This window comes from Vibrio sp. 1580 (assembly GCF_033340055.1).
Genome location: NZ_JAWOVT010000021.1, coordinates 1 through 18,345, shown reverse-complemented (window position 1 = coordinate 18,345; position 18,345 = coordinate 1). Strand labels below are relative to the sequence as shown.

The window sequence follows — 18,345 nt, the reverse complement described above, 5'->3', positions numbered from 1 at the left end:
TGCGCCAACCAAGTTTGAACTAAGTTGGCGCTTCAACCTACTGCGCTTCTTTTTTAGTGCGCTTGGTTTTCTTCGGCTTACTGTGCGGCTTCTTTTTACGTGCTTTTTTCACTTTAGGCTTCTCGTTGCCTTCAGCGTCACCACGTTTTGGGCCATTACGCTTACTCGTTGCGCCCGTTTCTTCTGGGCGTTTAGTTGGCTCTATCGCAGGAACTGCACGAGCCGCGCCACCTTCCTTCGATGAAGAGCGAGTCGCAGCGCGTTTTTTATCTTTCGCTTTGCGTTTTGCTTCCGCTGCGCGTTTCTTCGCAGTCTTACCTTCGCCGCGTAGCTTACGACTTGTTTCGACCAATTCAAAGTCAATTTGCTTATCATCGAGGTTAACAGCCAGTACTTTTACTTTTACTGCATCACCTAAGCGGTAGATGTTACCGAAACTTTCACCAATAAGTCGTTGACCAATCGGGTCAAATTGATAGTAGTCGTTCGCAAGGGTAGAAATATGTACCAAACCATCGATGTGCAAATCCGTTAAACGTACAAAGAAGCCAAAGCTAGTGACATTAGCAATAACACCGTCTAGTTCGTCACCGACGTGGTCTTGCATATATTCACACTTCAGCCAATCCGCAACATCACGTGTTGCATCATCAGCACGGCGCTCTGTCATCGAACATTGTTCGCCGTAAAAATCCATGTCGTCAAACGAGTAATGATAGCCACCTGTTGGTGTCCAGCGATCTTGATTACGACCTTCTTCTTTAGCAATCAGATACTTGATTGCACGGTGAAGTAACAAGTCAGGGTAACGACGAATTGGCGACGTAAAGTGTGCATAGCGTTTCAATGCCAACCCAAAGTGCCCCGCGTTATCTGCGTTGTATACCGCTTGCTTCATTGAGCGTAGCAGCATGGTCTGAATCAACTCTTGATCTTGACGCCCGGAGATTTGACGTGCGAGATCAGCATAGTCCGTTGGTGAAGGCTCTAAACCACCTTTTAGCTCAAGACCAAGTTCACTTAAGAAGTCACGGAAACCTTGCAGACGTAATTCACCTGGAGATTCGTGGATACGATAAAGCGCGGGCTCTTTCGTTTTTTCTACCAGCGATGCCGAAGCAATGTTGGCTAAAATCATACATTCTTCGATGATCTTATGCGCGTCATTACGAATTACTGGCTCAATGCTTTCGATTTTACGTTCCGCATTGAAAATAAATTTGGTTTCAACGGTTTCAAATTCGATTGCACCGCGTTGATCTCGTGCTTCTTTCAGCACTTTGTACATCTTGTGCAACTCTTCTAGATGAGAAACAAGCGGCTGGTAGCGCTCACGTAGTTCTTCATCCCCTTCTAGAATCGCGCTCACTTTGCTATATGTGAGACGAGCGTGCGAGTTCATCACCGCCTCGTAATGCTTGTAACCAGACAGCTTACCGGTATCAGAAATGGTCATTTCGCACACCATACACAAGCGATCTATTTGCGGGTTGAGCGAACATAGGCCGTTCGATAGTACTTCTGGCAACATCGGCACAACTTGCGACGGGAAATATACTGAGTTACCACGATTGATCGCTTCTTTGTCCAACGCAGAGTCAGGACGAACGTAGTAACTGACGTCAGCAATCGCTACCCATAAACGCCAACCACCTTCTTTGTTCTTTTCACAGTAAACGGCATCATCAAAGTCTCGTGCGTCTTCGCCGTCAATGGTCACTAGTGGCAAATCACGTAGATCCACACGACCAACTTTCGCTTCTTCTGGTACTTCTTCGCCTAAGTTTTCGATTTGTTTATCGACGGCTTCTGGCCATTCGTGAGGGATTTGGTGTGTACGAATCGCAATTTGTGTTTCCATACCTGGTGCCATGTTTTCACCAAGGACTTCAACCACTTTACCCATCATGCCGCGTGAGCGTGAGCCACGATCAGTAATTTCAATTACGACTACGTTACCCATGCGTGCACCCGCTTTGTGCTCATTTGGGATCAGGATATCTTGGCTGATACGCGAGTCATCTGGGACAACATAGGAGTATCCATATTCAAGGAAGAAACGACCAACGATTTGATCATTGCGCTCCTCTAGCACACGCACCAAACGTCCTTCACGGCGGCCGCGCTTGCTGTTGTCTGTCGGTTGCACTAAGACAAAATCACCGTGGATGATGTTCTTCATCTGATGGTGCGGTAACAGAATATCATCATCCTTGCCGACGCTGCCTTCTGGACGTACCCAACCATGGCCATCACGATGACCAATCACGTAACCTTTCACCATTTCAAGTTTTTCAGGCAATGCATAGCACTGACGGCGGGTAAACACCAGTTGGCCATCTCGCTCCATCGCACGTAGCCGACGACGCAACCCTTCGTATTGCTCTTCGCCCTCAAGCTTTAGTGCCTCAAACAAGTCGTTACGATTCATTGGAACGCCCGCTTGCTCTAGAAACTCGATGATAAACTCTCGGCTTGGAATTGGATTTTCGTAATTTTTGGATTCACGATCTGCAAAAGGATCGTTTGGAATATTGTCTGACATAGGCACGCCTATCTAGCAAGGAAGGTATATGGCTAGTATATCTGAGTCTCTCGATAAGCTACAGAATTGCTTTGAAAAAAGAATGATCGAGATCGACTCTAGGCATGCAAATGAGTTAAGGACGAGCCAGCAAGATCAAAAGTTCAGAATTGTCACTGAGCAAGGATTCAATCGTGCAGTCATCCAACTCCGCCAGAAAGGCACTTTTTGCTTTCGCCAATTTATCTTTGAGGCGGCAAGCAGGGGTAATATGGCAAAAATCCACACCACAGTTGACTAAATCTAACGGCTCTAAATCGCGCACAACACCACCGACTGTGATTTCAGACGCCGGCTTCATCAGCCGGATACCACCGTTTTTTCCGCGCACGGTATGGACATAACCCAACTGCCCTAACCGATTGATAACTTTAACCATATGGTTGCGCGACACACCAAATAAATCCGTCACTTCGGTAATGCTGGTTAACTCATCTTCCGGCAACGAAGCCAAGAAAATTAAGGTTCTCAACGCATAATCAGTGAAACTAGTTAACTGCATATTCTCTCCCAAAGTGCGACTCAATAACCCGCTGGTGATGCTAAAACCCCAAACTTGAGCTATCGATAAAAGTGTAAATCTTTTCTTGATCGAAAGATACATTTGAGATACAACTTTAAACATGCATTATAAATACAACTTAAAGTAGGAAGCCCTTATGCTCAGCAATCAAACTATCGAGATCGTCAAAGCGACCGCACCACTCATCGCCGAAACAGGACCAAAACTGACCGCGCACTTTTACGAGCGTATGTTTACTCATAACCCTGAGTTGAAAGATATTTTTAACATGAGTAACCAGCGTAACGGCGATCAGCGTGAAGCATTATTCAACGCTATCTGTGCCTATGCTGCCAATATTGAAAATTTGCCAGCTCTGCTTGGCGCAGTAGAGAAAATTGCGCATAAGCACACGAGCTTTTTGATCACAGAAGATCAGTACCAAATCGTTGGTAAGCATTTACTTGCGACAATCGATGAGCTTTTTAATCCAGGTCAAGAAGTGTTGGATGCTTGGGCTGAGGCTTACGGCGTACTTGCGAATGTATTTATTCAGCGCGAAGAACAAATTTACCAACAAAATGAAGCTTTGGAAGGCGGCTGGCGCGGTCTACGCGAATTTGAATTAGTCGATAAAAAGATTGAGAGCGAACACATTTGCAGCTTTGTGTTCAAGCCAACCGATGGCCAAAAAGTGGCGCCGTATAAACCGGGACAATACCTTGGTATCTACATCAACAGTGACCAGTTAGAAAACCAAGAAATTCGCCAATATAGCCTGTCTTCTGCGGTCCAAGAGAACACCTACCGTATCTCAGTAAAACGTGAAGAAGGCGGAAAAGTGTCGAACTACCTGCACGATAGCCTGAACATTGGCGAAAAAGTGCAGCTTGCGGCCCCTGCCGGTGATTTCTTTATGGATGCCGAACCACAAACACCCGTTGTTCTAATTTCTGCTGGTGTGGGACTTACTCCAACGCTGTCAATGCTAGAAAGTCTCTCAGCACATCAAGCACCTGTAACTTGGGTTCATGCAACAGAAAATGGCCAACAGCATGCTTTCAAGCAACACGTAAACCAACTCGTTGCAGAAAAAGAAAATATGAACGCGCTCGTTTGGTATAACCAACCAACGGCAGAAGACAAGCTAGGCGAAGACTTCCACTTCACGGGCTTTGTCAATCTGTATGAAATTGAAGCTGCATTAAAGCAAGATAACGTGCAGGTATACTTCTGTGGTCCTGTAGGATTTATGCAGCACGTAGCGAAACAGCTATTAGAACTTGGCGTACCAGAAGAGCAATTCCATTACGAATGCTTCGGTCCACACAAAGTGGTTTAAGCGCTACCAACTATCGGGAAAACAACAAAGCCCACGTGACGTGGGCTTTGTTGTATGAAGTTGTTTGCAATATTGAAGCGTTACCAAAAGGTGTCTCGCCGTTTAGCTCGAGCAATAACGTTTTGTGGCATGCGCTGTTCAAGGCCGTTTCTCAATACAGTTATGCGCTTATGCTGCCGCTTATCTGCTGTGACAGAGTTATATAACCAACGATACGCATCTTCGTAATCGAGTGGACTGCCATAATCACGTAAAAGCAACTCGGCCAGATGAATACGCGCGTTTAGGTTTCCCATTGACGCAGCTTCTCGCAAATATGGAATTGCACGTTCTTTATCTTGCTGTACTAAAGTGCCACGCGAATAGTATCGGCCAATCTGCTCTAGTGCAGCTGGTAACCCCTGATGCGCTGCATTTTCGATGTAGTAAAGACCCAGTTCGACATCTTGCTCGACACACACCCCCCAAGCCAACATATCTCCGTACAGAAATTCATAAGCGGGTAAGTTAATTCGAGTCGCACGAGCTACGATATCCTCCACCAGCTGGCAGTTATCAGCGCGCACACGTTGTAAGTGCTTATTTTGCTCAATAAGCTTTATCAGCTCTGCTTCGGTATAGATCGGAACTGGTGCCCCCACATCAGCAACATTGGCTTTCACTGTGGTAGCAACCAAGGTCAACAACAGTGAAGCAGCCACTGTTCGTAACTTCATAAACGTACCCTTAAGGTATCTAAGAAACCAAAGATCGGTGAAGGATCTCCTCTGCTTGATAACCTTATCGGCAAAAAACAGCTAAGCTTTAGACAATTTTTGCCTCTGATTTAGGCTCAGCGGCAAAAGCTTGCCATATGAGAGTCACGCTGTTTTTGTTCAGATACAAAAAAGCCGACCAGAAGGTCGGCTTTTGCAATCTTTAACGGCTATCAATTAAGCTTCGAATGGGTGAACTTTGATGATAGTTTCGTTACGGTCAGGACCTGTAGAGATGATGTCTACTGGAACGCCAGTTAGCTCTTCAATACGCTTGATGTAGTCAAGAGCGGCTTGTGGTAGAGCATCTAGTGACTTAGCACCAAATGTGTTCTCAGACCAACCAGGCATTGTTTCGTAGATTGGCGTTGCTTTTTCGAATGCTTCAGCAGCCATCGGAGAAACTTCTAGCACAGAGCCATCTTCCATCTTGTAACCAGTACAGATTTTTAGCTCTTCTAGACCATCTAGTACGTCTAGTTTAGTTAGACAGAAACCAGATACAGAGTTGATTTGGATTGCACGACGCATAGCAACAGCATCGAACCAACCTGTACGACGTAGACGACCAGTTGTCGCACCGAACTCGTGGCCAACTTCACCTAAGTGCTTACCAATTGGATCTTGCTTATCTAAACCGTCGTATAGTTCAGTCGGGAATGGACCAGCACCAACGCGAGTACAGTACGCTTTTGCGATACCCAAGATGTAACCGATGTGACGAGGACCAAAACCAGAACCTGCAGCAACACCACCAGCAGTCGTGTTAGAAGACGTTACGTACGGGTAAGTACCGTGGTCGATATCAAGTAGTGTACCTTGTGCACCTTCGAACATGATCTTGTCGCCGCGCTTACGTGCTGCGTCTAGTTCGTCAGTTACGTCGATAACCATTGACGTTAGTAGTTCAGCGTAGCCTTTCGCTTGCTCAAGTACTTCTTCGTAGCTTACTGGTTCCGCTTTGTAGAAGTTAACTAGTTGGAAGTTATGGAACTCCATGACTTCTTTTAGCTTCTCTGCGAAAGTCGCCATATCGAATAGGTCGCCAACGCGTAGACCGCGACGAGCAACTTTATCTTCGTATGCTGGACCGATACCACGACCAGTAGTACCGATAGCTTTTTTACCGCGAGCGATTTCGCGAGCTTGGTCCATTGCAACGTGGTAAGGAAGAATTAGCGGACATGCTTCAGAAATGAAAAGACGCTCGCGTACTGGAATACCGCGCTCTTCAAGAGGCTTCATTTCTTTAAGTAGAGCTTCAGGTGATAGTACAACACCGTTACCGATAACACATTTTACGTTATCGCGAAGGATACCTGATGGAATTAAGTGAAGAACGGTTTTTTCACCGTCAATTACGAGAGTGTGACCTGCGTTGTGACCGCCTTGGTAGCGTACCACGTATTTTGCATCTTCAGTTAAAAGGTCTACGATTTTACCTTTACCTTCGTCACCCCATTGGGTGCCTAGAACGACTACGTTATTTCCCATCTTTCCAAGTCTGATTGCTAGTTAAAAATGGATTCTAGCACCGAATCACGCTTCTTGCAGTCATTTTTTGTTCACAGAGTTGCTACCAGAATGTCATCTTGCCGCTTTGTTCATTTTGAAATCAGCATATCACTGATAGTATTTAGCTTTCTCTATTCGACTGGAAAGCGCTATGTCTGAATCCATATGGTTGGCGATTGGGCTCGTCTTGATCGTGGAAGGCATTGGGCCACTGATTGCTCCTAACGGTTGGCGGAATATGGTGGCTCAATTAAGTGAACAACCCAACAATCAGCTACGACGCATCGGTGGCTGCCTAGTAGTTGCTGGAGCCGTCATCGCCATCATGATGAGCTAGCACTTAGCATCAGATACAAAAAAGGCTCCCTAAGGAGCCTTTTATTTCAATGAGAAGCGGAGATTATTTCTCCATGCTGCCCTTCGACTGGTTCATGTATTGGAAGAACTCACTCTTCGGATCAAGCACCAGAATATCGCTCTTAGAGCTGAAGGACTTCTCATACGCACGTAGCGAGCGTAGGAAGCTAAAGAACTCAGGGTCTTTGTTGTACGCTTCAGCATAAATCTTCGCAGCTTCAGCATCCGCCTCACCTCGTGTCACACGCGCAGTTTTATCAGCTTCAGCTAGAATAGTTGCTACTTCTAGTTCTGCTTGAGCACGAATAACTTCCGCTTTTTCACGACCTTGAGAACGGTGCTTACGAGCAACGGACTCACGCTCCGCACGCATACGACGGTAGATAGACTCACTGATTTCATCAGGCAGGTTGATTTTCTTCATTCGGAAATCAACGACACGAACACCCAAGTCTTTCATTGCGCTTTCACGCGTGTCTTTCAATACTTCAGACATGATTAGGTCGCGTTCACCATCAATCTCAAGCGCCTCACGAGCCGCTTCAGTTGCGACAACATCGGCACTTGCGTCTTCTGGTAGCACATCATCGTTACGTGGACCAGATACGATCTGTTTGATTTCACGAGCACCGATTTCAGAACGAAGCACGTCCGTCACTTTACGCTCAAGTAGTGCCTCTGCCGTTAGCGAGTTACCACCGCCTGTCGCGAGGTAGTAGCGACCAAAATCTTCAATACGCCACTTCACGTAGGTATCAATGATAACGTCTTTTTTCTCAGACGTTACGAAACGGTCTGCACGGCCATCCATTGTTTGGATACGTGCATCAAGTTGTTTCACACGGTCAAACAAAGGCATCTTGAAATGCAGACCAGGCTCGTAAATTCGAGTGATGTCGTTGTTGTCTTTCAAGACACGACCAAATCGAACCACGATACCGCGCTCACCTTCAGGAATCACAAACAAAGACATCAACATTAATGCCAGTGCGATTACCAGTACAGGGATCATTAACTTACGCATTCTTAGTATCTCCCTTGACGTGAACCTGTTGAACGAGACTGCGAGTTCGAAGTGTCTTCTTGTGTACGATCAGACTCAAGTTGAATTTGATCATAGGTTGAAGATGACTTCGATTTACGTTTGGTATCTGCTTTGCCCTCTTGTCCCGCCAACTTATCAATTGGAAGGTAAAGAAGATTGCCGCTTGATTCCGAGTCAATCAACACTTTCGAAGTACTTGAGTACACCTCTTCCATTGCGTCAATGTACAGACGATCACGCGTTACACCAGGCGCTGCTTGGTATTCTGGTAATAGTTTTTCGAACTGTGCTACCTGACCAAGAGCCTCGTTAGTGACACGCTCATTGTAACCTTGTGCTTCTTTCTTCAAACGCTCTGCTCGACCCGTTGCCTTAGGCAAGATTTCGTTCTTGTATGCTTCAGCTTCACGAATGAAACGCTCTTCATCCTCACGTGCTGCGATTGCATCATCAAACGCATCTTTCACTTGCTCTGGTGGACGAGCAGACTGGAAGTTCACATCAACAAGTACCAGACCCATATCATAGCTATCAATGATTTGGTTCAGTGTTTCTTGCGTAGTTTGACGAATTTGCTGACGACCACTGGTTAGAATGCTATCCATCAATGAGTCACCAATTACTGCACGTAGTGCAGAATCCGTTGCTTGACGCAAGCTGTCGTCTGCATTGGTTACACGGTACAAGTATTTGTATGGGTCAGTCACTCGGTACTGCACATCCATCGCAACTGTTACAACGTTTTCATCTTTGGTCAGCATTAGACCAGATGCACGTAGTGAACGAATCGCTTGTACGTTTACCGCTTCGTACTCATCAATAAAGCGAGGACGCCAGTTAAGACCTGGGTCTACGATACGATCGTATTTACCTAAACGCAGTACAACACCACGCTCTGCTTCACCGATGGTGTAAAAACCAGCGAAGAACCAAACTGCAACAGCAATCAGAGCAATCACGCCAAAGCCAATTGCACTACCACCACCGCCGCCGATTGGAGAACCACCGCCGCCTTTTTTACCAAACTTGCCGCCCAGCTTTTGACTCAGTTTGTTGAACACTTCATCTAAATCTGGCGGACCTTGATCTCGGCCACCAGGACGCTGGCCACCACGATTATTATTACCCCAAGGGTCATTATCGCGGCCATTGTTGCCGTTGTTATTTCCAGGCTCATTCCACGCCATTAGAAAGCTCCATCATTTGATATGACGTTATACTGTAGCAGTCCTTTAAGTGACTATAAAGCCAGTCAAAACTGCCCCTTCTCTTTTTTCAAGTCTAGACCAATCTACTTGCTGCATTCGAATATCGATCAACAAGTTACCATCCTGGTCATATTCCTCACGTTGAATACACTTCATTTGGAAGAAGGTACTACGGAATCGTCCTTGATACTGTGGAGGAATTCGCAACTGATGCTCGACCATTTGTGACGCCAGACGTTCCGTCAGCGCCTCAAACAGGACATCAATGCCCAACCCATCCATTGCTGAAACCCAAACTGCGCGAGGTACGCCTTCCTCGTCTCGTTCTATACGTGGTTTCTGCGAATCTAGATTGTCGATTTTGTTCATGACAACCAGAGTCGGCACTTCATGCGCGTCGATCTCTTCTAGTACTTCATGAACAGCTTGAATATTCTCACGAAAACGCTCATCACTGGCATCAACAACATGTAACAAAATGTCAGCTTCTTGCGTTTCCTGCAAGGTTGCCTTGAAGGCCGCAACCAAGTCGTGTGGCAAATGTCGAATAAAACCAACCGTGTCTGCCAAGATGGCAGGACCAACATCTGCTAACTCTATCTTACGTAAAGTCGGGTCCAAAGTAGCAAATAATTGATCAGCCGCGTACACGCCAGCTTCTGTAATACGGTTGAAGAGTGTCGACTTACCCGCGTTGGTGTAACCCACAAGTGAAACCGTTGGGATTTCAGCTCGATTTCGGGCGCGGCGCCCTTGTTCACGCTGCTTCGCTACTTTGTCTAAGCGTCGCAGGATGGCTTTGATTCTGTCACGCAATAAGCGACGGTCGGTTTCCAGCTGGGTTTCACCCGGGCCACGTAAACCGATACCACCTTTCTGCCTTTCAAGGTGTGTCCAACCACGAATCAAACGAGTAGAGATATGACGAAGTTGAGCCAGCTCTACCTGTAGCTTACCTTCGTGTGTTCGAGCTCGTTGAGCAAAGATATCGAGAATAAGACCAGTGCGGTCGAGAACTCGACATTGGCACAGTGCTTCGAGGTTACGTTCTTGGGCAGGAGAGAGGGCGTGATTAAAAATCACAATTTCGGCACCAGTTGATTGTACCGCTGTAGCAATCTCTTGGGCCTTACCCTCTCCGACATAGTATTTCGGGTGTGGGGATTGACGACTACCAGTTACCACTTGTAGCGCCTCTACCCCAGCAGAAGAAACCAGCATTTCGAACTCAGCCAGATCTTCCCATTCACCTTCTTGCGTGAAGTTGATATGAACAAGTACGGCTCGCTCACCGGATTCATAACGGTCAAACAAGCAATCAACTCCTTATTTTAAAAATACTCGATGAAGAATTAATCTTCAGATTTCTCTTGTGGACGCTCACCTTGTGGACGTTCACCGCTGTGATGGCTCACTGGACGAGCCGGCACAACTGTTGAGATCGCGTGCTTGTACACCATTTGGTTAACAGTATTCTTCAGCAGGATCACAAATTGATCGAATGATTCGATCTGACCTTGTAGTTTAATACCATTCACAAGGTAGATAGATACCGGGATACGCTCACGACGTAGCGCGTTTAGAAATGGGTCTTGTAGAGATTGCCCCTTAGCCATTTTTATTTTCCTTATTTAATTTGTAGTTGTAATTATTTAGCTAGTGGTGCAATGCAAAAGATACGGCTTTTGCATCTGAGCTAAACGAATCAAAAATGCACTCTAAGTAATTAGCAGCATAGTATAAAAACCGCCAACAACAGATCCTTTGAGAGTGCGTTCACGCAAAAACGATCACATTATACACAGCTATGTCAATCAGATGCTATTGCTTCCGACATCGTTTCTAATGCCTGTTCAATGTTCTCGCTATCCAACCAAGTTAAATCATCCCAGCTGCGTAACCAGGTGATTTGACGCTTGGCCAATTGACGAGTCGCGCATACGCCACGAAATACCGCTTCGTCACGTGTACACTCCCCATCTAAATACTCCCACATCTGTCGGTAACCGACGCATCGTATGGAAGGAAGATCGGGGTGAAGATCTTTTCGCGAATGTAACGCTTTCATTTCTTCTTCAAAGCCCGCTTCCATCATCTTCTCGAAACGGAGTTCAATCCGACGGTGAAGTTCTGCCCTATCCTTGGGAGCTATTGCAAACTGCTTGACTCGGTATGGTAGGCTTTCACCTTTCGTTTGAGTCAATTCAGTCAAAGTTTTACCTGAAATGCGAAAAACTTCCAATGCCCGAGATAAACGTTGGGGATCATTGGGATGGATTCTCGCGGCTGACACAGGATCAACCTCTTTGAGTTCATCGTGCAACACTGACCAACCTTTAGTCAATGCCTCTTGTTCAATTTGCTGACGAATTTCAGGATTTGCAGCAGGAAGTGGTGATAAACCTTCAAGTAACGCCTTGTAATACAGCATTGTTCCACCCACAAGAAGTGGAATTTTTCCTTCTGCAACAATATCATCCATCGCTTTCAATGCATCTCGACGAAAGTCGGCGACAGAGTAAGATTCACTTGGATCCAAAATATCTATCAAGCGATGAGGCGCCAAACTTAACTCTTTTTCATCCGGTTTCGCCGTACCGATATCCATCCCTTTGTAGATCAAAGCAGAATCAACACTGATGATCTCAATCGGAAATTTTTGACGAAGACGAATCGCCAGCTCAGTTTTGCCTGATGCAGTTGGCCCCATTAAAAATAGCGCCAAAGGTAGTTTATCTGTCATGGTTTTAATTTGGCTATCGTGGCAGAGAAATCAACAGCGGATACGAATTTTGTATCTTCTAATGGCAATTGACCATGTCTTAGCTGTTCAAGTTCCGCAATAATTTGAATGGCTTCAGAAAAAGTATAGTGACTCTTCACTGTCGTGACCTGTAATGCGAGCCAATCTATCAACTCAGACAGCATCTGAGCCGCTGCTATACCTTCGTTCACACAAGATTGCGCGTAAGATAACAGATCTGGTACTAAATTTTGTAAGTTTTGTTGACGCAGCGGAGCTGGGACGCCCATCACCATTAAGGCGTGCTCGTTTCTCGCTTTCAATTGAATACCAAGCAATGCCAAATCTTGTTGATAATCTTGGGCCAGTCTCACTAATTCGGCCTCTAACTTAATAGATAGAGGAACAAGCAGAGGTTGTGCCTTGAGTGCACCATCGCTTGGAGAAAGCTGGCCTTTTACACGATAAAATTCTGCTCTAGGTAACGAGACTAACGCCGCCCCACTGTCACTGCTCATCAAAACAAATTGTTCATCGACCACCATCAGCGCTTTGCCTAATGCAGTAATCGATGGCATTGATGTGTGCGAAGTTATCGTTTGGGGCGCTATTGGAGTGACTGCCTGAGCCTCAAACTCTAGCGTTTTCAACAGCTCGTGATAAGCGCGTACTTCTTGTTTAGTTGGCGCTGGTTCTACGTGGCGCTCTTTACTGTGACTTGGCTTTGGTGCAGGTTTGGATTCCACCCAATCATTACGTTTGAATGACTCCACTACGCGCGCCTCTCGCACGGAGGTTTCACTAGGACCGCTATTACGAGGCTTCACTTCATAATCACTGCGTCCAGGATAAGCCGGTGTACTCTCTATCGCTTGATAAACCCGCTCTGGTACTGGTGAAGATGCTGGCTCTTGTACTTTTTCAGGCTCTGGCGAATGCTCAATCTCTTCGGATTCAGTCGGTTCCACGCGATGAAATGCCGATTCATTCACCTGTGGTTTATCAATCACGGCGCTTTGTGAAAGTGCATCCGTCAAAGCTTGATAGATGAAATCATGCACCAAACGAGCTTGGTGGAAACGCACTTCATGCTTAGCAGGGTGAACATTCACATCTACTTGGTGCGGATCTAGCTCAATAAAGAGCACATACGCAGCAAACTGATCTGGCTTTAAGCTCATTTCATAGCTTTGACGAATCGCGTGATTGATTAATTTGTCACGCATCATTCGGCCATTCACATAGCAATATTGTAAATCGCTTTGCTGCCTTGCTCCCTCTGGTGTGGTAATCCACCCATGTAGCTTTAACCCTTGATGCTCAAGCTCGATTCTGAGCATATGCCGCACAAACGCATTACCGCAGACAGCAGCAATACGCTTTTCGGTTTGAAGCTGATTTTTCGCCGCGCGATATTGACGGATGATCTTGCCGTTATGACGCACATTGATGGTGACATCAAAGCGGCTTAACGCAATGCGTTTCAATAACTCATCAATATGAGCAAATTCGGTTTTCTCCGTACGAAGAAACTTGCGACGCGCTGGAGTATTAAAAAATAAGTCCAACACCTCAACGGTAGTGCCAATCGGGTGCGCTGCTGGCTTAAGCTTCACCTGCATATCACGCCCTTCGGAGTAGGCACTCCAGGCTTCTTCTTGTGCCGCAGGACGCGACGTGAGCGTCAAACGCGAGACTGAGCTAATACTGGCTAACGCTTCACCGCGAAAACCTAGACTCATAATGGCTTCGAGATCATCTAAGGTATGTATCTTAGATGTCGCATGACGACTGAGCGCTAAGCCGAGTTCATCTTTCGCGATACCTTTTCCGTTATCACGAACACGAATCAGCTTTGCGCCTCCTTTCTCGATATCGATATCGATTCGAGTTGCGCCAGAATCAAGACTATTTTCAACCAGCTCTTTAATCACAGAAGCAGGTCTTTCGACCACTTCCCCTGCGGCGATTTGGTTTGCAAGTCTGGCTGGCAAAATTTTAATCGTCATAATGAGTTAGAAGCTCACCTACTTGTTTGGAATGATCAGGACTTGCCCAACCGCTAGCTGATCAGAGCGTAAGTTATTCGCTTTACGAATGCTCGATACGCTAACGCCGTATTTGGACGCTATTTTGCCAAGGAACTCACCCCGAGAAACCTTGTGCTTACGAATCGGTTTATCTTTTACCGCGACCGTTATCTTCAACTTTTGCCCTACCCACAACGTATCTGACTTCAAGTTATTCTCTCGGCGGATATCTGAAACCTTCACTTTATAGTGATTCGCAATCTTACCTAAGAACTCACCAGACTTAACCTTGTGCGTAATGGTTTCTGTCTCAACAGTAATCGGTTTACTTGGCACTTTAATCGTACCAGCAGAAGGAATGTTGAGCTTCTGACCAATTGCCAAGCCTGTCGACTTCAAGTTGTTTGCCGACATCAGCGCTTTAGAGCTAAGCCCATATTTGTTCGCGATCACCGATAATGACTCGCCACGCTTTACAATATGTACCATTGGCTTCGCTGAAGGCGAGAACACCGTACCCTCTGGTGGGTTATCTTTTAAGTACTTGACGACCGCCTTAGTGATAGCCTGAGCTAACTTATCTTGGTGCGCTCGTTGAAACAGTAAACGCTCTTCTGTTGGGTTAGAAATAAAGCCCGTTTCCACTAGCACAGACGGAATCTGTGGAGAGCGTAAAACCGCAAGGCTGGTGTTGATCGGTTTGGTGTTATGCAGGTGCGCAACACGTCCCATCTCACCTAGGATTTCTGTTGCCAGTTTATAGCCTTCTTTTTGTGAGTGACTAAACTGCAAGTCCAGCAAAGTTTGGTTCACATTACGATCTTTTGTCTTCGTGAAGAACGCATTACCCGAGCCGCCCAATAACTCAGACTGTTTCTCATGGTTCTCGACCCAACGAGCAATTTCGGTATTTGCACGACGAGTATTTAGTACGAAGACCGAACCACCGCGAGGCTTCGGTGAGGTAAACGCATCAGCGTGAATGGAGATCAGTAAGTGTGCATCATTTTCACGAGCAATCGCGACACGACGGTTTAAGTTTACAAAGTAATCTCCCGTACGAGTCATGCGCGTTTTAATACCAGGAGTCGCATCGAGCTGAGCAGCAATTTTTCTTGAGATACTCAATACCGCATCTTTCTCGTACTTACGACGTGAAGGGCCAATAGAGCCAGGGTCTTCCCCACCGTGACCAGGGTCGATAACAATTAACACTTCTTGAGCTCGTTGAACTGAGCTCATGTCTTTGCTGGCCGCAGCTGGCTTACTCGGTTTAGAGGTCGATGCCTTCTTACCGTGCGGTAAATCAATCACCAAGCGGTGACCATACTGCCCACCTGGTGTTGGGCTTAATTTAAATAACTCCGCTTGAACGCTCTTTTTTAGTTCAAACACCAAACGATAAGTGCCCTTCTCTGGAGGCGAGCTTTTTCGTACCAGTTTTAAAACAGGGCTATCCGTAACAGTAACAGGTAGTTTGGCCTGCATCGTCGTGCTTTTTAAATCCACGACAAGGCGATCCGGCCCTGATAAAGAGAAATAGGAATAGTCAGCTTCCGAGCCTAAATCGATGACAACACGCGTTTCATCAGGTGAAGGCCAAACTCGAAAACTCTTAACGACGTTAGCAAATGCTAAATTGGGGATGAGAAGGAGAAAAGTGGCGACAAACGTCGCCACCACTCTAAAATTTGAAAAACTCAACATAGCTCCAATCGACTGAGTAACTGCACACCATAATCATTATTAGCTGTTAGTTCGGCTACACGTTGCTCACCTTGGTAGCGAATGTTTACATCAAGATCCGGTTGTGGCAGTAAGCCATGCCCTTTTTCAGGCCATTCAACCAAGCAAATCGCATCGTCTGTGAAATAGTCTCGAATCCCCATAAACTCAAGCTCTTCAGGATCCGCAAGACGATAAAGGTCGAAGTGATATACTTGCCACTGATCCAACTGGTACGGTTCGACTAGAGTATAAGTTGGACTTTTCACGTTACCTTGATGACCAAGAGCACGGACAAAACCACGACTAAAGGTTGTTTTACCTGCACCCAAATCACCATGCAGATAAATTGTGGTTTGCTGGGAACAAAGCTGAGCCAGAGCGGTGCCTAGTGCAACCGTTTCATGCTCATCTTTTAAATTGAATTGTTTCGTGCTCATTGATGCTTCTCTAACTAATGATCGTTGACTATATAAAAATCAAAAGAACAGGAATAGTAAACCGTGTTGGTTTTGAGAGACAAGCTTTCAAATGTCATATGTGCGAAAAAAGTATCCAATAAACGGTATCTTAATCATCTTAGTATCGACCTAGATTTAGAATATATGCAAATGACTTCAATAAGCAGTATTCACAACATCAAAAACGTACCTAACTGGGTAGCACCAAAGCCAGAGATCCGTTAAGATCCGCCCCCCTTTATTCCGGTGGTTAACATGAACTACGAACAACTCGCACAACAAATCAAAGTTTGGGGAAAAGAACTCGGCTTCCAAAAAGTTGGGATCTGCGACGTTGATCTGAGTGAACATGAAGCAGCACTACAAAAATGGCTTGATGCAGGCTATCACGGCTCAATGGATTGGATGGCTCGTCACGGCATGATGCGTGCTAGACCCCATGAGCTACTCCCGGGAACCGTTCGTGTTATCAGCGTCCGGATGGACTATCTGCCACCAGAGGCTCAATTCGCTTCAAACCTCGCGAATAAAAGTCATGCCTATATTAGCCGCTACGCACTAGGGCGTGATTATCACAAGCTCGTCAGAAAGCAGCTAAATAAGCTCGGCAAACTTATTGAACAAGAGGTTGGTCAATATGGTTACCGACCTTTCGTTGATTCCGCGCCAATATTAGAGCGACCTCTCGCCCAAAAAGCGGGCTTAGGTTGGACCGGGAAACATTCCCTGATTTTAGATCAAGACTGTGGATCGTGGTTCTTTTTAGGTGAACTACTTATCGACTTACCACTACCCGTAGATGAGCCAAGCGTTGATCAGTGCGGTAAATGCAAAGCATGCATTACATCATGCCCAACACAAGCCATCGTTGAAGACAAAGTTGTCGATGCCAGGCGTTGTATCTCTTATCTCACCATCGAGTTCGATGGCGTGATTCCTGAAGAGTTTCGAAAGCCAATGGGTAACCGCATTTATGGTTGTGACGACTGTCAATTGGTTTGCCCATGGAACCGCTACGCCGACATAACGGAGCAAGATGATTTCCACCGTCGTGACAGTTTCAAAAACCCTGACCTCGTCGACATGTTTAACTGGGATGAAGCGACTTTTCTAAAAAATATGGAAGGCTCCGCTATCCGTCGTATTGGTCATATACAGTGGCTACGTAACATCGCTGTCGCACTTGGTAATGCAGAATATAGTCAGCGAATCATAGATGCGCTGGAAAGTCGGCAAGGTGAAAATAAATTACTTGATGAGCACATTAAATGGGCTTTGACAGAGCAACTGAATCAACTCCCCACTGAGAGTAATTCATCTATAGAGACGAAAAAGCAACGCTTAATAAGGATAGTCGAGAAGGGACTGCCGAGAGACGCATAGAGCGTAGTCTATATGCAAGAGATTGAAAGTACTTTTGCATGTTCAATTCATGACCTTGTTCTCAATTTTGTAATGTGGAAAAAAATTTGAGATTCAAGAAAAACAAGCTAACAGAAAAAAGTTAAACACAGCTCGGAGAAATGACTAGGATCAAAAAAATACCAGTTAATGATCGTATTTTAACGTACTCGATCCGACAAAAAACTTATTTTTTCTTTATATAACAAAGATTTAATTGGTATTTCTTTGTTGTTTCAACTTCATTTTAGAGAAAAGATCTTTCTTCCCCATCATAAAAAGTCAAGCTAAAAACACTTTATCAACCAACTTATCCACAGAACGACGTATGTGGATAACTCTGTTAATTAAAGTAGATAAAACACGCGAAGCCTCATCATACTGTACGTCAGCCGATTCATATCGTGTTTTAAACACAAACGAAATCGTCCGACATCATATGATGCGGATAAAAGTTTAGCTTTTGGGGATTCATGCTTCGCAGCATTATGAAAAGAGCGATGTGATTGGTTGCGAGAAGCAGGCGTTGAATCAAGCGGCGCATCCGTAGACGACTTAACAATTGTATACTAAATAAGTACTCAATCTATCGTCTTGTATTTGGTTGCGGGGGCCGGATTTGAACCGACGACCTTCGGGTTATGAGCCCGACGAGCTACCAAGCTGCTCCACCCCGC

The 18,345-nt window shown here is 45.7% G+C and carries 15 protein-coding genes; 3 read left to right on the top strand and 12 right to left on the bottom strand.

Annotated elements, in window-relative coordinates; translation table 11 throughout:
* Positions 1-37: 37 nt before the first annotated feature.
* Together rnr and nsrR are read right to left on the bottom strand one after the other, a co-directional pair.
* The gene (gene rnr, locus R7093_RS22190) at positions 38-2,545 is read right to left on the bottom strand and encodes a ribonuclease R (protein ID WP_318146809.1); all 2,508 of its coding nucleotides are present in this window, start codon (positions 2,543-2,545) and stop codon (positions 38-40) included.
* Between the two features lie 115 nt (positions 2,546-2,660).
* A complete protein-coding gene (gene nsrR / locus R7093_RS22185; protein ID WP_005381392.1) occupies positions 2,661-3,086 on the bottom strand; it encodes a nitric oxide-sensing transcriptional repressor NsrR in 426 nt (141 codons plus the stop codon).
* Positions 3,087-3,243: 157 nt separating this feature from the next.
* On the opposite strand from nsrR, the gene hmpA reads away from it, so the two are divergent.
* Positions 3,244-4,428: an NO-inducible flavohemoprotein gene (hmpA, locus tag R7093_RS22180; protein ID WP_005381390.1), complete on the top strand. Its 1,185-nt coding sequence runs from the start codon at positions 3,244-3,246 to the stop codon at positions 4,426-4,428.
* An 80-nt stretch (positions 4,429-4,508) separates the two neighbouring features.
* Here hmpA and motX read toward each other — a convergent pair whose 3' ends face one another.
* The gene (gene motX, locus R7093_RS22175; protein WP_005381388.1) at positions 4,509-5,144 is read right to left on the bottom strand and encodes a flagellar protein MotX; all 636 of its coding nucleotides are present in this window, start codon (positions 5,142-5,144) and stop codon (positions 4,509-4,511) included.
* 216 nt (positions 5,145-5,360) lie between these two features.
* Positions 5,361-6,677, bottom strand: coding sequence for an adenylosuccinate synthase (locus R7093_RS22170; RefSeq protein ID WP_005381385.1), 1,317 nt, complete (start codon positions 6,675-6,677; stop codon positions 5,361-5,363).
* A 172-nt stretch (positions 6,678-6,849) separates the two neighbouring features.
* Between R7093_RS22170 and R7093_RS22165 the strand changes: the two genes are divergently transcribed.
* Positions 6,850-7,035 (top strand): DUF2065 domain-containing protein, encoded by a 186-nt coding sequence (locus R7093_RS22165; protein ID WP_005381383.1) that lies wholly within the window; start codon positions 6,850-6,852, stop codon positions 7,033-7,035.
* A 63-nt stretch (positions 7,036-7,098) separates the two neighbouring features.
* On the opposite strand, the gene hflC is transcribed toward R7093_RS22165, so the two are convergent.
* The 8 genes from hflC to tsaE form a co-directional block, all read right to left on the bottom strand.
* Positions 7,099-8,079, bottom strand: a complete 981-nt coding sequence (hflC, locus tag R7093_RS22160) for a protease modulator HflC (RefSeq protein ID WP_005381382.1) — start codon at positions 8,077-8,079, stop codon at positions 7,099-7,101.
* A 2-nt stretch (positions 8,080-8,081) separates the two neighbouring features.
* Positions 8,082-9,287, bottom strand: coding sequence for an FtsH protease activity modulator HflK (gene hflK, locus R7093_RS22155; RefSeq protein ID WP_005381381.1), 1,206 nt, complete (start codon positions 9,285-9,287; stop codon positions 8,082-8,084).
* A gap of 45 nt (positions 9,288-9,332) precedes the next feature.
* Positions 9,333-10,622: a ribosome rescue GTPase HflX gene (gene hflX, locus R7093_RS22150; RefSeq protein WP_005381380.1), complete on the bottom strand. Its 1,290-nt coding sequence runs from the start codon at positions 10,620-10,622 to the stop codon at positions 9,333-9,335.
* A 38-nt stretch (positions 10,623-10,660) separates the two neighbouring features.
* Positions 10,661-10,924: an RNA chaperone Hfq gene (hfq, locus tag R7093_RS22145; RefSeq protein ID WP_005381379.1), complete on the bottom strand. Its 264-nt coding sequence runs from the start codon at positions 10,922-10,924 to the stop codon at positions 10,661-10,663.
* A gap of 194 nt (positions 10,925-11,118) precedes the next feature.
* Positions 11,119-12,051 carry a tRNA (adenosine(37)-N6)-dimethylallyltransferase MiaA gene (gene miaA / locus R7093_RS22140; RefSeq protein ID WP_005381378.1) on the bottom strand — a complete coding sequence of 311 codons (933 nt, stop codon included), beginning with the start codon at positions 12,049-12,051 and terminating at the stop codon, positions 11,119-11,121.
* The gene (gene mutL / locus R7093_RS22135; protein WP_005381376.1) at positions 12,048-14,060 is read right to left on the bottom strand and encodes a DNA mismatch repair endonuclease MutL; all 2,013 of its coding nucleotides are present in this window, start codon (positions 14,058-14,060) and stop codon (positions 12,048-12,050) included. Before mutL ends, miaA begins: the two co-directional genes overlap by 4 nt.
* Positions 14,061-14,078: 18 nt before the next feature.
* A complete protein-coding gene (locus tag R7093_RS22130) occupies positions 14,079-15,788 on the bottom strand; it encodes an N-acetylmuramoyl-L-alanine amidase (protein WP_005381374.1) in 1,710 nt (569 codons plus the stop codon).
* Positions 15,782-16,246, bottom strand: a complete 465-nt coding sequence (tsaE, locus tag R7093_RS22125; RefSeq protein ID WP_005381372.1) for a tRNA (adenosine(37)-N6)-threonylcarbamoyltransferase complex ATPase subunit type 1 TsaE — start codon at positions 16,244-16,246, stop codon at positions 15,782-15,784. Before tsaE ends, R7093_RS22130 begins: the two co-directional genes overlap by 7 nt.
* Positions 16,247-16,522: 276 nt before the next feature.
* Between tsaE and queG the strand changes: the two genes are divergently transcribed.
* Positions 16,523-17,650, top strand: coding sequence for a tRNA epoxyqueuosine(34) reductase QueG (gene queG, locus R7093_RS22120; protein WP_005381370.1), 1,128 nt, complete (start codon positions 16,523-16,525; stop codon positions 17,648-17,650).
* Positions 17,651-18,345: the final 695 nt, after the last annotated feature.